Raw genomic sequence first — 15164 nt, 5'->3', positions numbered from 1 at the left:
CCCTCACTCTGAGGTTCCCTCGGAGCTGGAGTGCGGGGAAAAGGGGGCGGGCGGCCCTGCTTATCTCGCTCAAGTTTGCGCGGCCGTGGCCAACAATCCTCTCCAAGCAGGAGTATTTCCCCATCATGTCCGACGACAGCGCACAAGACAAGCAGTTACCCGCCACCGCGCGGAAACTGCAGAAAGCCAAAGAAGAAGGCCAGGTGGTCCGTTCCAAGGACCTGGGCCACTTCCTGGTCGTGCTCGCCGCCACCGGGGTGCTGATGGGGCTCACGCCGGTGTGGATGGGGCACATGCAGAAGATGCTGCACGCGGGTTTGCGCTTCGATGCCCGCACGGTGTCCGCGCCCGAGATGATGGTCGAGCGGCTGAGCGAATGGGCCATTGAGGGCCTGCTGGTGGTGCTGCCCTTCGCAGCGGGCATCATGCTGGCGGCGGTGGCGGCCAGTGTGCTGGCCGGCGGCTGGGTGATGTCCTTCAAGGTGCTGCAACCCAAGTTCAGCAAACTCAATCCCATCAGTGGCATCGGGCGGGTGTTCTCCAAGCAGCAACTGGTGGATGCCTTGAAAGCCAGCTTGCTGGGCCTGATCCTGGGGGTGGTCGGAATCACCTTGTTGTACCAGGCCTGGCCCCGCACGGTGGACCTGCTGGCCATGCCGCTGCCGGCGGCCATCGCCACGCTGGGCGCCACCCTGGCCGATGTGCTGGGCTCGATGCTGCTGGTGATCGCCGCGTTCGCGCTGATCGACTGGCCGCTGCAGAAGTTCCTGTTTGCCCAGCGCATGCGCATGAGCCATCAGGATCAAAAGGAAGAATTCAAGCAGCAGGAAGGCAACCAGGAGGTCAAGGGCCGCATCAAGCAGCTGATGCGTGAGCAGGCCCGCAAGCGCATGCTGGCTGCCGTGCCCACGGCCGACCTCGTCGTGATGAACCCCACCCACTATGCCGTGGCCCTGAAGTACGAAGAGGGCACGATGGGGGCGCCGCGTGTCGTGGCCAAGGGTCTGGACCTGATCGCCCTCAAGATCCGGGACCTGGCCACCGAACACCGTGTGCCCGTGCTGGAGGCCCCGCCGCTGGCCCGTGCGCTGTACGCCAACACCGAGATCGACCAGGAAGTGCCGGTGGCCCTGTACACCGCCGTCGCCCAGGTGATGGCCTATGTGTTCCAGCTGCGTCAGGCCCTGACCGGCCAGGCCCCGATGCCGGGCAACCTGCCCGATCTGGAGGTGCCGCGCGAACTCGATCCCCAGCAGTCCGACAAGGCGAAGGCCCGCGCCGCCGCCATGCAAGCAGAGGCTGAAGCATGAACCCGACGTTGCAGAAAATCCAGGCCCTGATGGGCGGCGACCCCAAGCGCTTCCAGGCCATGGCCGCTCCCTTGATTGTGGTGGCGGTGCTGGCGCTGATGGTGCTGCCCCTGCCGCCCCTCCTGCTGGACCTGTTCTTCACCTTCAACATCGCCACCGCGCTGATGGTGATGATGGTGGCCGCCACGATGCTGCGGCCGCTGGACTTTGCTGCGTTCCCGGCCGTGCTGCTGCTGACGACCTTGCTGCGTTTGGCGCTGAACGTGGCTTCGACCCGGGTGGTGCTGATGGAGGGCCACACCGGCACCGGCGCCGCGGGCGCGGTGATCGAGTCCTTCGGTCACTTCCTGATCGGCGGCAACTTCGCCGTGGGCCTGATCGTGTTCGCCATCCTGGTCGTGATCAACTTCGTGGTGATCACCAAGGGCGCCGAGCGGATCGCCGAAGTGGGCGCCCGCTTTGCCCTGGACGCCATGCCCGGCAAGCAGATGGCCATTGACGCCGACATGAACGCCGGCCTGATCGACGAGGCCGAGGCCAAGCGCCGTCGCCGTGAAGTGGGCGAAGAGGCCGAGTTCCATGGCTCCATGGACGGTGCCTCCAAGTTCGTGCGTGGCGATGCGGTCGCCGGCATCCTGATTCTGTTCATCAACATCATCGGCGGCTTCATCATCGGTGTGGTGCAGCACGGCCTGTCCGCTTCTGAGGCCGCCAGCTCCTACATCCTGCTGGCTGTGGGCGATGCCCTGGTCGCCCAGATCCCAGCATTGCTGATCTCGGTGGCGGCCGCCATGGTGGTGTCGCGCGTCGGCAAGGAGCAAGACGTCGGCACCCAGATCATGGGTCAGATGCTGGCCAACCCCAAAGTCTTGGGTGTGGCCGCCGGCATCATCTTCCTGCTGGGGGTGATCCCGGGCATGCCTTCCCTCGTGTTTCTGCCGGTGGCCAGCCTGCTGGGCTACAGCGCCTGGCGCAACCATGAGAAGCAAGAGGCCGCTCGTTTGGCGCCCAAGCCCATTGAGAAGCCGGCTGCCGCGGCTGCACCGGGCGGCGAAGCCACCTGGGAAGACCTGCAGCCCGTCGACACCCTGGGCCTGGAAGTCGGCTACCGCCTGATCCAGCTGGTCGACAAGGACCGTGGCGGCGACCTGCTCAACCGGATCAAGGGCGTTCGCCGCAAGTTCGCGCAAGAAGTCGGCTTTTTGCCGCCTTCGGTGCACATCAAGGACAACCTGGAACTGCGCCCCAGCAACTATCGCATTACCTTGCGCGGTGCGGTGGTGGGCGAGGGCGAGGTCTTCCCCAACATGCTGATGGCGATCAATCCGGGGCATGTGACGAACCCCATTCAGGGGGCGGCGGCCACCGACCCCGCCTTCGGACTGCCAGCGGTGTGGGTGGAAGAGCGGCAAAGGGATGCCGCACAAATGGCGGGTTACACGGTCGTTGATCCATCGACTGTCGTGGCCACACATCTCTCACACTTGATGCAACTGCACGCCGCCAAGCTGCTGGGCCGGGTTGAAACCCAACAGCTGGTGGAGCATGTGACAAAACTGGCTCCCAAACTCATCGAAGACGTGGTTCCCAAAATGGTCGGCATCCCCATCCTGCAAAAGGTCCTCCAGCTCCTGCTGGAAGAGGGTGTGCACATCCGTGACATGCGCTCCATCATCGAAACCCTGGCGGAAAGCGCCTCGGCCGGTGGTCAGGTGGCGCAGGATCCGGCCGAGTTGGCCCGCCGCATTCGCATTGGCCTGGCTCCTGCCATCGTGCAGCAGATCTATGGCCCGGTGAAGGAGCTGGATGTCATCGCCATCGAGCCCGACCTCGAACGCCTGCTGACCCAGGCCCTGACCTCGCCCAACGGTCCCATGCTGGACCCTGGCGTGGCCGACCACCTCACGCGCCAGGCGGCCGACGCCACCCAGCGCCAGGAAAACATGGGTCAACCGGCCTGCCTGCTCGTGCCAGACGCCATCCGCCCCTCGGTGGCGCGTCTGCTCAAGCGTGCGGCCCCGCGTCTGAAGGTCCTGGGCCACAGCGAGATCCCTGAGACTCACTCGATTCGCATCGGTACCCTGATCGGAGGCCACGCATGAACGTCAAGCGCTTCATTGGACGCAACAGCCGCGAGGCCATGCAAAAGGTCAAGGCGGCCTTTGGCGACGACGCCGTGGTCCTGTCCACCAAGCCCGCGGCCGAAGGCGGCATCGAGATCCTGGCCATGGCTGGCGAGAGCATCCCTGCCATCGACAGCTACGTCAGCAACACCCCGGCCCCCCGCGCCGCGAACGTCAGCCTGCCCACCGGTTCCCGCAAGGCGGCTGACGCCCCGGCGGCAGCACCGGCCCGCTCGGCCATGGCGAATCTGGCCAGCTCGGTGCAGGACGACGTCAAGCAACTGGCCATGAGCACCTTGTCCTTCCAGGACTATGTGCGCGAACGCATGCTCAAGCGCCGCCAGGCTGCCATGCAGTCGCGTGCCGAACCCGCCCTGAGCGCCAGCGCTGAAGAGCAGCTGAGCCAGCGCTTCGCCGCCCCCAAGGCCGCCCCCGTGCCCGAACACACCGCTGCCGTGGACTTGGGTGCCGACCTGGTGCACCGTCCGACCACGCTGCCCGTCATGGACGACGACGTTGCCGACGACTGGCAGGCCTACCAGGCTGAAAAGGCCGCCGCTGCGGCTGCCATCAGCCGTGCTTCTGCGCCGGCCCGTCCGGCCCGTGCCGCCCATGCTGACCTGACGATGGCGCAGATGGTCCCGGCCGCCGCACCCGAGGCCCGCCGTGAAGCGCCGCGCGCTGCTGCCGTCGACACCGCCACGGTCGAAGCCCTCAAGGCCGCCCAGGACGCCAACGCCTTCATGATGGGCGAGCTGCGTGCCATGCGCGCCATGATGAAGGAGCGCTTCGACACCATGGCCTTCGTCGAAAAGCTCGGCCGCACCCCCGCGCAGGCTGCGCTGGCCCAGAAGCTGCTCGACGGCGGTTTCTCTGCCGTGCTGATCCGCAAGATGTTGGACGCCATGCCCGCCGAAGTCATCGACGGCACGCATGACGAAGTGCAGTGGGCCACCCAGGTGCTGCAACGCAACCTGAACACCGCTGACCGTGAGCGCGCCATCGAAGACCAGGGCGGCGTGTTCGCCCTGATTGGCTCGACCGGCGTGGGCAAGACCACCTCGACCGCCAAGCTGGCCGCCACCTTCGCCGCCAAGCACGGTGCCTCCAACCTGGGCCTCATCACCCTGGACGCCTACCGTGTCGGTGCCCACGAACAGCTGCGCGCCTACGGCCGCATCCTGGGCGTGCCTGTGCACATGGCCCACGACCGCGCCGCGCTGGAAGACCTGCTGGAGCTGCTGTCCGGCAAGAAGATGATCCTCATCGACACCGCCGGCATGGCCCAACGCGATGGCCGCACCAAGGAACTGCTCGACCTGCTGGCCCACCCCAGCATCAAGAAACTGCTGGTCATCAACACCGCTGCCCAGGGCGACGCCATCGAAGACGTGATGCACGCCTACCAGGCCGATGCCTGCGCCGGCGTCATCCTGTCCAAGCTCGACGAGGCCGTCAAACTCGGCCCGGCCCTGGACGCCCTGATCCGCCACAAGCTCAAGGTGGTCGGCGTGGCCAACGGCCAGCGCGTGCCCGAAGACTGGCACCGCCTGTCCTCGCAGGCCCTGGTGCATCGCGCCTTGCGCGCCAGCCTGAACCCGGCCTACCGCCTCGACCCCACCGAGGTCAGCCTGGTCTTCTCGACCCCCAGCCCCACCGAATCCCAGACGTCCGCCCGCGCCATGTGAGGTGCCGCCGTTCACTGAACGCTCGTACGCCATTTCCAGACTGCGCCGATGACACGCCACGCCCGCCCCCAGGCTCGCTCTGCCAGCACCCGCGCCCAGCCTCCTGTCGACCAGGCGCAAGGGCTGCGGCAGATGTTTGTCTCGCGCGTCCTGCGCTTCATCCCCGTCGTGGCCAATGGCCGCTCGGGTTGCGGTGGCCTGGTGCTCGAGCGCCTGTGCGCCGCCTACGCCAGCTTCGGGCTCAACACCCTGGTGGTGGACGCCAGTGACCAGGCCCGCGCCCCCAGCGAACTGGTCGAGTTCGATCTGGCCGAAGGCATCGAGACGCTCTCCACCCAGGTCAGCTACATGGCCGCTCGGGGCCTGCCTCTGCGCCATGCCGACGCCCGCGGCTCCTGCGCCAGCCTCTTGCCTGCCCTGGCCGATGCCTCGCCCCGCAGCGACGTGGTGCTCGTGCACGCCTCGGCCAGCGAAATCGTGCGCCTGTTCGGCCAGCCCTCGCGTGGCTTCTCGCTGCGTCCGCTGGTGTTCACCAACGACATGGCCGAGGGCCTCACCGATGCCTACGCCGCGGTCAAGATCCTCAGCCAGCGCGGCGGCTGGATGAGCTACGACCTGCTCGTGTGTGCTCCCGTCGAGAGCGCCCAGGCCGAACCTGTGGCCCAACGCCTGGCGCGCTGCGCCGACGACTTCCTGGGTGTGGTCCAGCGCAGCGCCCACCAGCTCGACCCGCGGCAAGCCCCCACCGCCGACCCCGACCCCCACTTCATGGAGATGGCCGCCGCCCTGTTGCATGGCGCGCTGCCCCTGAGCCTGGGCGATTCGGCGTTCGAACACCTCACTTCCCCGGGCTCGGCCTTGCCGGCCCGCGTTGCCTCGGCCCATAATTGATGTACATGGAACCCAGCACGTACTCAGCCAAGGGACGTCTCGACGTCAACGCGATGCTGCGGCAGTACAGCCCGCTGGTGCGGCGTCTCGCGCACCAGATGATGGCCAAACTGCCCGCCAACGTCGAGGTCGATGACCTGATCCAGGTCGGCATGATCGGCCTAGCCGACGCGCTCAGCCGCTTCGACCCGGCGCAAGGCGTGCAGATCGAAACCTTTGCCACCCAGCGCATCCGCGGCGCCATGCTCGACGAGTTGCGTGGCGCCGACTGGCTCAGCCGGGGCACCCGCAAGCAACAGCGTGACATCGAAAAGGCGGTTCACCGTCTGGAGCAGCGCCTGGGGCGCGCCCCGCACGAAAGCGAGATCGCCGCCGAGATGGGCCTGAGCCTGGACGACTACCAGGAGATGCTCGGCAAGGTGCGTGGCACCCAGCTCATCTACCTCGAAGACATGAGCGGTGACGACGGCGACCACGACTTCCTCGACCGCCACGTCGCCGACAGCGGCAGCGACCCCCAGCACCTGCTGCAGGACGATCGCATGCGCCACGCCCTGGTCGAGGCGATCAAGAAACTGCCCGAGCGCGAACAGCTCGTCATGAGCCTCTATTACGAAGAGGACATGAACCTCAAGGAAATCGCGGCCGTGCTGGGCGTGACCGAGTCGCGCGTCTGCCAGCTCCACAGCCAGTCGATCGCCCGCCTGCGCGTCAAGTTGCGCGAGTGGTGAATTCCACCTTGTGACCTGATTCAAATCAAGGTCATGGCGGGCATGTTTCTGATTTCGTCCATGAGCGTGCTTATTGCCGCGCGAGTTCAGGGTTGACCCTCTAAGATTCGCCCGGAAAAAGGACCCTTCATGCGCGCAAACTCCTCTCCAGGCTATCTTTTCCACCGCCACGACATCGTGGTGCTGTGGGGCATCGCCGCCGTGTTCATCGGCACCCTGGCCTACGGCTGGATCTACAACAACCTGATGCTGGGCCTGGTGCTCGGCCTGGTGTTCATGGGTTTGTCGCTGGGCGTGGCCGCCTGGTCCAAGGCTGGGACACTCAGCCGGATCGCCTTGCCGGTGCTGGGCATGACCATGGTCGGGCTGATGATCCACGTCGCCCGCGGCCACAGCGAGGCCCACTTCGCCGTCTTCGCCTTCCTGGCCTGCCTGGTGGTCTACCGCAGCAGCGTGGCGGTCATCGCGGGGGCCGTGGCCATCGCCATCCACCACCTGACGTTCAACCAGTTCCAGACCTGGGGCTGGGGCCCTATGTGCTTCACCGAACCCAGCTTCATGCGGGTGGTCGAGCACGCCGTCTACGTCGTTGTGGAATCGGTCGTGCTGGTTCTGCTGGCTTTGCGAGCCCGGGCTGATTTCGCCACCGCCGAAGAACTCATGCGCATCGTCGAGCAGATTCAGGGCGATGACGGCACGGTCAACTTGCAGGTGTCGCACCTGTCAGCCCAAGGGCGAGTCAGCCGCAAACTGGTGGACGCCTTGCAGCACATCGAAACCGCGATCCTTCAGGTGAACCGTTCGGCCGATGCCATCCGGCAGGCCAGCGGCGACATCGCCCACGGCAACCAGTCCTTGAGCAGTCGCACCGAGGACGCTGCCGCCAGCATCGCGCAAACTGCCGCCTCCGTCGAAGAGATCGCCTCCACCATCCGTGCCAGCGTGGACAACGCCCACCAGGCCAACCACCTCGCGGGGCAGGCCTCCGACGTGGCCGCCCGCGGCGGCGAGGCCGTGCACCGGGTGGTGGACACCATGTCCGGCATCCAGCAGTCCAGCCGCAAGATCACCGACATCATCGGGGTGATCGACGGCATTGCCTTCCAGACCAACATCCTGGCGCTGAACGCGGCCGTGGAGGCCGCGCGGGCCGGCGAGCAGGGCAGGGGCTTTGCCGTGGTGGCCAGCGAGGTGCGCAACCTGGCCCAGCGCAGTGCCGAAGCAGCCAAGGAGATCAAGCAACTCATCACCCGCAGCGTCGAACAGGTGGACTCCGGCAGCAGCCTGGTCGGCAACACTGGCGAGATCATCGGCGAGGTCGTCGAGCAGGTGCGTCGCGTCAGCACCCTGGTCAGCGAGATCACCGTCTCCAGCTCCGAGCAGAACGAGGGCATCGGCCAGATCAACCTGGCCATCAGCCGGCTCGATCAGACCACGCAGCAAAACGCCGCGATGGTGGAGCAGACGGCGGCCGCCGCCGAGCGCCTGCGTCAGCAATCCGACGAGCTCATCGCCGCCGTGTCGGTGTTCAACACCCAGGCCACGGTGTCCGCGCTTCGTTGACCGAAACCCACGACACCATGCAAAAGGGACTCACGCATGAGTCCCTTTTTCGTGAGGAAGCCAGCCGAGCCAATCAGCCAATGCGCCCCAGCAGCAGGTACTCCATCAGTGCCTTCTGCACGTGCATGCGGTTCTCGGCCTCGTCCCACACGACCGACTGCGGGCCATCAATGACCTCGGCCTCGACTTCCTCGCCGCGGTGGGCGGGCAGGCAGTGCATGAACAGCGCATTGGGCTTGGCCACGGCCATCATCTCGGTGTCCACGCACCAGTCCGCAAACGCCTTCATGCGCGCTTCGTTCTCGGCCTCGTAGCCCATGGACGTCCACACATCGGTGGTCACCAGATCGGCGCCCCGGCAGGCGTCCATCGGATCCTTGAACACCTTGTAGCAGTCGGTGGACTGGATGCCCGCGACGTCCGGGTCGATCTCGTAGCCGCTGGGCGTGCTCACGTGCACCGTGAAGCCCAGGATCTCGGCCGCCTGCAGCCAGGTGTTGGCCATGTTGTTGCCGTCGCCCACCCAGGCCACCACCTTGCCCTCGATCGAGCCACGGTGCTCGATGTAGGTGAAGATGTCGGCCAGGATCTGGCAGGGGTGGTACTCGTTGGTCAGGCCGTTGATGACCGGCACCCGCGAGTTCGCCGCAAACTTCACCAGCTTGGCCTGCTCGTAGGTGCGGATCATCACGATGTCGACCATGCGCGAGATCACCTTGGCGCTGTCCTCGATCGGCTCGCTGCGGCCCAACTGGCTGCCATCGGTGGTCAGGTGCACCACCGAGCCGCCCATCTGGTACATGCCCGCCTCGAAGCTCACGCGGGTGCGCGTGGATGCCTTCTCGAAGATCATCGCCAGCGTGCGGTCGGCCAGCGGGTTGTACTTCTCGTAGTTCTTGAAGCGCTTCTTGATGATGGCCGCGCGCTCGAACAGGTAGGCGTACTCTTGCGAGCGCAGGTCCTTGAACTGCAGGTAATGCTTGATCAGACTCAATCCGGGCTTCATGGTCAGGCCACGCTTTCAGACAGGAATTGACGCACCAGCGGCGCCAGGATGGCCACCAGATCGTCGGCTTGTTCGGTGGTGAAGATCAGCGGTGGCAGCAGGCGCACCACCGTGTCGGCGGTCACGCTCAGCAGCAGGCCGGCTTCCATGGCACGCGTCAGGATCACACCGCAAGGCCGATCGAGTTCGAGGCCGATCATCAGGCCCTCACCGCGGACTTCCTTGACGCCCTTGACGCCGCCCAGCTCGCGTTGCAGCGCCGCCATCAGGTGCTTGCCCACGCGGTCGGCCTGAGACAGCAGCTGTTCTTCTTCCATCACCTGGATGGTGGTGACGCCCGCGCGCATCGCCAGCGGGTTGCCGCCAAAGGTCGTGCCGTGGTTGCCCGCTTGCAGCACGTGGGCGGCCTGGGGACCACACACCACCGCGCCGATGGGCACACCCGATCCCAGGCCCTTGGCCAGCGGCATCACGTCCGGCTGGATGCCGGCCCACTGGTAGGCAAACCACTTGCCGGTGCGGCCCATGCCGCACTGCACTTCGTCGAGCATCAGCAAGATGCCCTTGTCGTCACACACACGGCGGGCCGCTTGCAGGTAGTCGATGCGTGCCGGCGTGATGCCACCTTCACCCTGGATGGTTTCCATGAAGATGGCCGTCACATTCGGGTGCGTGGCAACCGCCTCTTCCAGCGCGGCGATGTCGTTGAACGGCACGCGCACGAAGCCTTCCACCAGCGGCTCGAAGCCCGCGTGGATCTTGGGGTTGCCGGTGGCCGACAGCGTGGCGATCGAGCGGCCATGGAAGGCGCGCTCGCACACGATCACCTCGGCGCGGTGAATGCCTTTGTCATGACCGAACTTGCGGGCGATCTTCAATGCCGCCTCGTTGGCCTCCAGGCCCGAGTTGCAGAAGAAGGCATTGGTCAGGCCCGAACGCTCTACCAGCAAGCGGGCCAGATCTTCCTGCAGCGGCACCTGGTAGTAGTTGCAGCTGTGGATCATCTTGCTGACCTGATCCTGCAGCGCCGCCACCAGCTTGGGGTGCTTGTGCCCCAGGGTGTTGACCGCGATGCCCGAGAGGCCATCCAGATAGCGTCGGCCCTCGGTGTCCCAGACGTAAGCGCCTTCGCCATGCGACAACGCAATGGGCAGGCGGCCGTAAGTGGGCATCACATGGGGCATCGACACGGGGGCGTTCATGGCAGGAATCTCACATCAGGAAAGAAAAATGGCGCAGCAGGCACTGCGCCAAGGGACATTCTAAGTAAAAGGTGCCCGTTTGCGCGCGCGTTCCTGCGCGTGAGCCCCACTCGCCGGGTGCGGATTCTGCGGGGTGGACTTGCGGTGGGGGCGCACGTCCACGACAATGAGGGCCTGTCATGTACAGAAACGCTCGTTTCGGACGTCTTCTGTGCCAAGGCGCAGTGCCCGGCTACCCGCTGGGGCCTGTGCCTTGTCGTTCGTGGCTGCCAGACACAATCTGGTGGTCGCCCTCTTTTCTGTCAATCACCCATTGAGCAGCCGTCGGAAGCGCCACCGTGTCGACGTTCCCCCCTTTTTCCAAATCCTCCCCGCCACGTGAATTCTTCATTCAGGGCATCACCCAGAACGGTCGAACCTTTCGTCCCAGTGACTGGGCCGAGCGCCTGGCCGGCGTGATGTCGGGCTTCCGCCCCGGCGGTGCCGCACAAGGACAGGGCGCCCACATCGGCTATTCCCCCTACTGCGTCCCCACCACCATGGGCAACGTCAAATGTGTGGTGGTCAACGAAGCCTTGCGCGCGCTCGAACCCATGGCCTGGGACTTCGTGATGAACTTTGCCAAGGACAATGGCCTGCAGGTGGTCGAAGCCTGCTTGCTCGATCCGGCCGGCACGGTCTCCACTGCGCCTGACAAAAAGCCCGCTTAGAGCGGGCTTTTTTGTGCCTGACGTGCGCTCAGCTGAGCCGCTTGCGCGGCCTGCGCTCAGTGGCCGGCCACCTTGAAGGCGGCGACGGTCTGCACCAGGTCCTGAGACTGGCTGCGCAGGCTGCTGGCGGCGGCGGCCATTTCCTCCACCATGGCAGCATTTTGCTGCGTGGCCTGATCCAGCTGCATCACCGCTTCACCCACCTGTGACACCCCGGCGCTTTGCTCGGTCGAGGCTGCGCTGATCTCGGCCACGATGTCGGACACACGGCGGATGCTGGTGACGATCTCGTTCATGGTGGCGCCGGCACGGTCCACCTGGCTGGTGCCTTGTTCCACGCGCGAGACGCTGTCCGTGATCAGGTGCTTGATCTCCTTGGCGGCTTCGGCGCTGCGCTGGGCCAGGTTGCGGACTTCGGTGGCGACCACGGCGAAACCGCGCCCTTGTTCACCCGCTCGCGCGGCTTCGACCGCCGCATTCAAGGCCAGGATGTTGGTCTGAAAGGCGATGCCATCGATGACATTGATGATCTCGGCGATCTGGCGCGAGCTGTCGCTGATGCCCTTCATGGTCTCGACCACCTGGCCGACAACCTCGCCGCCCTGGATGGCGACGCTGGACGCGCTGTTGGCCAACTGGTTGGCCTGTCGGGCGTTGTCGGCGTTTTGCTGCACGGTCGAGCTCAGTTGCTCCATCGAGGCGGCGGTCTCTTCCAGGGCGCTGGCCTGGCTCTCGGTGCGGGAGCTCAGGTCCTGATTGCCCTGAGCAATTTCGGCGGACGCGGTGGACACCGACTCTGCCCCCGTGCGAACCCGCAACACCACATCGCCCAAGGCCTGCTGCATCTTCATCAACTCACGCAGCAACTCGGTGATTTCGTCCTGGCCGACTATCTTAATGCGGTGGGTGAGGTCTCCTGAGGCTACCGCATGCGTGGCCGCCATGGCTTCGTTCAGCGAGGCGCGGATGCCTTGCAGCAGCGACCAGCCCAGCACGGCGGCAACAGCGACGCCGGCCAAGATGGCGCCGATGGACAGGGCGCGTTGGCCTGCATAGCTGTCCGACGCGGCCTGATACTCCTCTCTGGCCACTTTGTCCTGCAAGTCCATCAAGGCGGTGATCGTTTGCTGGAAGGCGGGCGCCCGCGGGCTGATCTGTTGTTGATACAGCTGGGTGCCGGTCGCCAGATCTCTGCCGGCCAGCGCCTTGGCCGTCGGGACCAAGGCCTCGGCGGTGTACGCCACCCCCAGCTTTTCCAGATCGGCAGCCAGTTGGGCTTCTTCGGGCGTCAACTTGGTGGCCTTATAGGCTTTCCAGATGTCCAACAGCTTCGCCTGGTTCGCGTTGACCTCACTGACGCGCTTGTCCAGTCGTGCCTGCTCACCGCCTTCTGCAAGCGTGAGCATCATGTCCATGACCAGAATGCGGTTGCGGTTGGCCAGGTAGTTGATGTCAGCCAGTTGCTTGATCGGGACCGTTCGGTCTTCGTAGATCGACCGCATGCTGTCATTCGAGTGGCTCATGCCCCGCAGTCCCAAGAGGCCGACAACCATGAGCAAGGTGGCAAGGACGCCCAGCATCAGAAGGATGCGGGTGGAGATTTTGAATTGGTTCATGAACATCCGGGCAGGTTGATGCGAACAACGTCAGGGAGGTCGATCGACATCATCGGTAGGGCGAGCAACTGCGCCGCAATGACGGCGACAGATGCGCAAGGCGAGTCAACTTCCGTGATTCTGAATCCCTGCGTCAATCCAGCATGTGCAATTTGCCGCGCAACTGGCAACTATTCGACACAAAGCAAAACGCCCGATGCAAGCATCGGGCGTTTTGGTCTGACCGAGGTCAGCGTGACGCAGGCCTGAATCAGGCGGCCATGGCCTTGACCTTGGCAGACAGACGGCTCTTGTAACGAGCGGCCTTGTTCTTGTGGAAGATGCGCTTGTCGGCGATCGAGTCGATCACGCTTTGGGCGGTCTTGAAAGCTTCGGAAGCCTTGGCCTTGTCGCCGGTGGCCACAGCCTTCAGCACGCTCTTGACGGCGGTGCGGAACTTGGAACGCAGCGAGGTGTTGGCAGCGTTCAGCTTGACGTCTTGACGGACGCGCTTGCGACCGGAGGCGATACGGACAGTCTTCTGGACTTTGGATGCTGATGGCATGGTATGCAGGCCCTGTAGATGCCTGGCCGACACAGCACTCGCAATCAAGCTAAAGCACCACCTCAGGCCAATTCGCACCCCACGAGGGCAAAGTTGGTTGGAAAGCCGAACATCATAACAGCCCCGGATGAATCCGTCCAGCGCAGAGGGCCGGGCAGGGCGTGCGGCTTCCTATAATGCCGCGATGAGTTTGCTCAAATCCGCGTCCATCGTTTCTCTGCTGACCCTGGCGTCACGCATCACCGGTCTGGTTCGGGAGCTGCTGATCGCGGCGGCCTTCGGGGCCAGCGCCACCACCGACGCCTTCAACGTCGCGTTCCGCATTCCCAACCTGCTGCGCCGTCTGTTTGCCGAGGGTGCCTTCTCGCAGGCCTTTGTGCCCATCTTGGCCGAGAGCCGCACCCAGAGCGGCGACCAGGCCACCCATGACCTGGTCAATGCCGTGGGCACCGTATTGTTTGGCGCCTTGCTGGTGACCTGCGTGCTGGGCGTGGTCGGCGCGCCGGTGCTGGTCTGGGTCATGGCCTCGGGCTTGAAGGAGAGTGGCGGCTTTGATGCGGCCGTCGTCATGACGCGCTGGATGTTCCCCTACATCGGCTTCATGTCCCTGGTGGCCTTGAGCGCCGGCATCCTCAACACCTGGAGCCGTTTCGCCGTGCCTGCGGCCACGCCGGTGCTGCTCAACCTGTGCACCATTGGCGCGGCGGTGTTCGTGGCGCCGCTGTTCGAGCGCCATGGCATTGAGCCGGTGTACGCGCTGGCGGTGGGGGTCATGGCGGGGGGCATGCTGCAACTGGGCGTGCAGGTGCCTGCCTTGCTCAAGATTGGCATGGTGCCTCGCATCGGTTTGATGCCGGGTGCATGGCGACGCGCGTGGTCGCATCCCGGCGTCAAGCGCGTCCTGCGCCAGATGGCGCCGGCCATCCTGGGCGTGTCGGTGGCGCAGATTTCCCTCTTGATCAACACGCAGATCGCCTCGCACCTGGGGGCGGGCTCGGTTTCCTGGCTCACCTATGCCGACCGGCTCATGGAGTTCCCGACCGCCATGCTGGGGGTGGCCCTGGGCGTGGTGCTGCTGCCGCAACTGTCGCGCGCGCAGGCCGCGGGTGACAACGCACGTTTCTCCGAGATGCTCGACTGGGGCCTGCGTCTGGTGCTCTTGCTGGCGTTGCCGGCGGCCATGGGGCTGCTGTTGTTTGCCGAGCCGCTGGTGGCGGTGCTCTATCACTATGGCCGCTTTACCCCGCATGACGTGCAACAGACCGTGCTGGCGCTGTCGTGCTACGGCGTGGGCCTGCTGGGGTTGATCGGCGTGAAGGTGCTGGCGCCTGGGTTCTATGCCACGCAGGACATCAAGACCCCCGTGCGCATCGGCATCGCGGTGCTGGTGATCACCCAGTGCCTCAATGCGGTGTTCGTGCCTTTCCTTCATCATGCCGGTCTGGCGCTGTCCATCGGCCTGGGCTCGCTGGTCAATGCCACCTGGTTGCTGATCGGCCTGCGCCGCACCGGCCGTTACCAGCCTTCCTCGGGCTGGTGGTTGTTTGCGCTGCGGGTGGGCGTGGCCTCGGCGGTGCTGGGCGTGGGGCTGTGGCTGGCTGTGCACCACATCGACTGGATCGGCCTTCGCGCGCAACCGATGGTGCGCATCGGTGCGATGGTGGCCTGCCTGGTCGGCGCGGCGGTGGTGTACTTCGGTGCGCTGGCGTTGTCGGGCCTGAACCTGCGCAAGGCGATCCGGCGTTGAAGCGTCGGGCGATGGCAACGGGACGCAGGGTGG

The 15164-nt window shown here is 65.3% G+C and carries 12 protein-coding genes; 8 read left to right on the top strand and 4 right to left on the bottom strand.

What is annotated here, in order from left to right; genetic code table 11:
- Nucleotides 1-125: 125 nt before the first annotated feature.
- From flhB to AC3WW4_RS14570, 6 genes are all read left to right on the top strand, one after another.
- Nucleotides 126-1310: a flagellar biosynthesis protein FlhB gene (flhB, locus tag AC3WW4_RS14595; protein WP_488829185.1), complete on the top strand. Its 1185-nt coding sequence runs from the start codon at nucleotides 126-128 to the stop codon at nucleotides 1308-1310.
- A 29-nt stretch (nucleotides 1311-1339) separates the two neighbouring features.
- A complete protein-coding gene (flhA, locus tag AC3WW4_RS14590; protein WP_488829768.1) occupies nucleotides 1340-3412 on the top strand; it encodes a flagellar biosynthesis protein FlhA in 2073 nt (690 codons plus the stop codon).
- On the top strand, nucleotides 3409-5121 hold the full coding sequence (gene flhF / locus AC3WW4_RS14585; protein ID WP_488829184.1) for a flagellar biosynthesis GTPase FlhF: 1713 nt from the start codon (nucleotides 3409-3411) through the stop codon (nucleotides 5119-5121). The genes flhA and flhF overlap by 4 nt, the downstream gene beginning before the upstream one ends.
- Before the next feature lie 48 nt (nucleotides 5122-5169).
- On the top strand, nucleotides 5170-6012 hold the full coding sequence (locus AC3WW4_RS14580; protein ID WP_488829183.1) for a flagellar biosynthesis protein: 843 nt from the start codon (nucleotides 5170-5172) through the stop codon (nucleotides 6010-6012).
- Between the two features lie 5 nt (nucleotides 6013-6017).
- Nucleotides 6018-6743 (top strand): RNA polymerase sigma factor FliA, encoded by a 726-nt coding sequence (locus AC3WW4_RS14575; protein WP_488829182.1) that lies wholly within the window; start codon nucleotides 6018-6020, stop codon nucleotides 6741-6743.
- Nucleotides 6744-6872: 129 nt separating this feature from the next.
- The gene (locus AC3WW4_RS14570; RefSeq protein ID WP_488829181.1) at nucleotides 6873-8306 is read left to right on the top strand and encodes a methyl-accepting chemotaxis protein; all 1434 of its coding nucleotides are present in this window, start codon (nucleotides 6873-6875) and stop codon (nucleotides 8304-8306) included.
- 73 nt (nucleotides 8307-8379) lie between these two features.
- Here the strand turns inward: AC3WW4_RS14570 and argF are convergent, their stop codons facing one another.
- Both argF and AC3WW4_RS14560 read right to left on the bottom strand, forming a co-directional pair.
- Complete coding sequence (gene argF / locus AC3WW4_RS14565) at nucleotides 8380-9312, bottom strand: ornithine carbamoyltransferase (RefSeq protein ID WP_488829180.1); 933 nt, start codon at nucleotides 9310-9312, stop codon at nucleotides 8380-8382.
- 2 nt (nucleotides 9313-9314) lie between these two features.
- Entirely contained in the window at nucleotides 9315-10514 is a 1200-nt protein-coding gene (locus AC3WW4_RS14560) for an aspartate aminotransferase family protein (protein ID WP_488829179.1), read from the bottom strand.
- A 338-nt stretch (nucleotides 10515-10852) separates the two neighbouring features.
- Here AC3WW4_RS14560 and AC3WW4_RS14555 point away from each other — a divergent pair, with 338 nt between their 5' ends.
- Nucleotides 10853-11224, top strand: coding sequence for a DUF3579 domain-containing protein (locus AC3WW4_RS14555; protein ID WP_488829178.1), 372 nt, complete (start codon nucleotides 10853-10855; stop codon nucleotides 11222-11224).
- 56 nt (nucleotides 11225-11280) lie between these two features.
- Here AC3WW4_RS14555 and AC3WW4_RS14550 read toward each other — a convergent pair whose 3' ends face one another.
- Nucleotides 11281-12840 carry a methyl-accepting chemotaxis protein gene (locus tag AC3WW4_RS14550; RefSeq protein ID WP_488829177.1) on the bottom strand — a complete coding sequence of 520 codons (1560 nt, stop codon included), beginning with the start codon at nucleotides 12838-12840 and terminating at the stop codon, nucleotides 11281-11283.
- A 250-nt stretch (nucleotides 12841-13090) separates the two neighbouring features.
- Nucleotides 13091-13384, bottom strand: coding sequence for a 30S ribosomal protein S20 (gene rpsT, locus AC3WW4_RS14545; protein WP_488829176.1), 294 nt, complete (start codon nucleotides 13382-13384; stop codon nucleotides 13091-13093).
- A 184-nt stretch (nucleotides 13385-13568) separates the two neighbouring features.
- On the opposite strand from rpsT, the gene murJ reads away from it, so the two are divergent.
- Nucleotides 13569-15131 carry a murein biosynthesis integral membrane protein MurJ gene (gene murJ, locus AC3WW4_RS14540; protein WP_488829175.1) on the top strand — a complete coding sequence of 521 codons (1563 nt, stop codon included), beginning with the start codon at nucleotides 13569-13571 and terminating at the stop codon, nucleotides 15129-15131.
- Nucleotides 15132-15164 lie beyond the last annotated feature (33 nt).

It is taken from the genome of Aquabacterium sp. TM01 (genome assembly GCF_057808345.1).
This window is presented reverse-complemented; position numbering and strand designations above follow the sequence as displayed.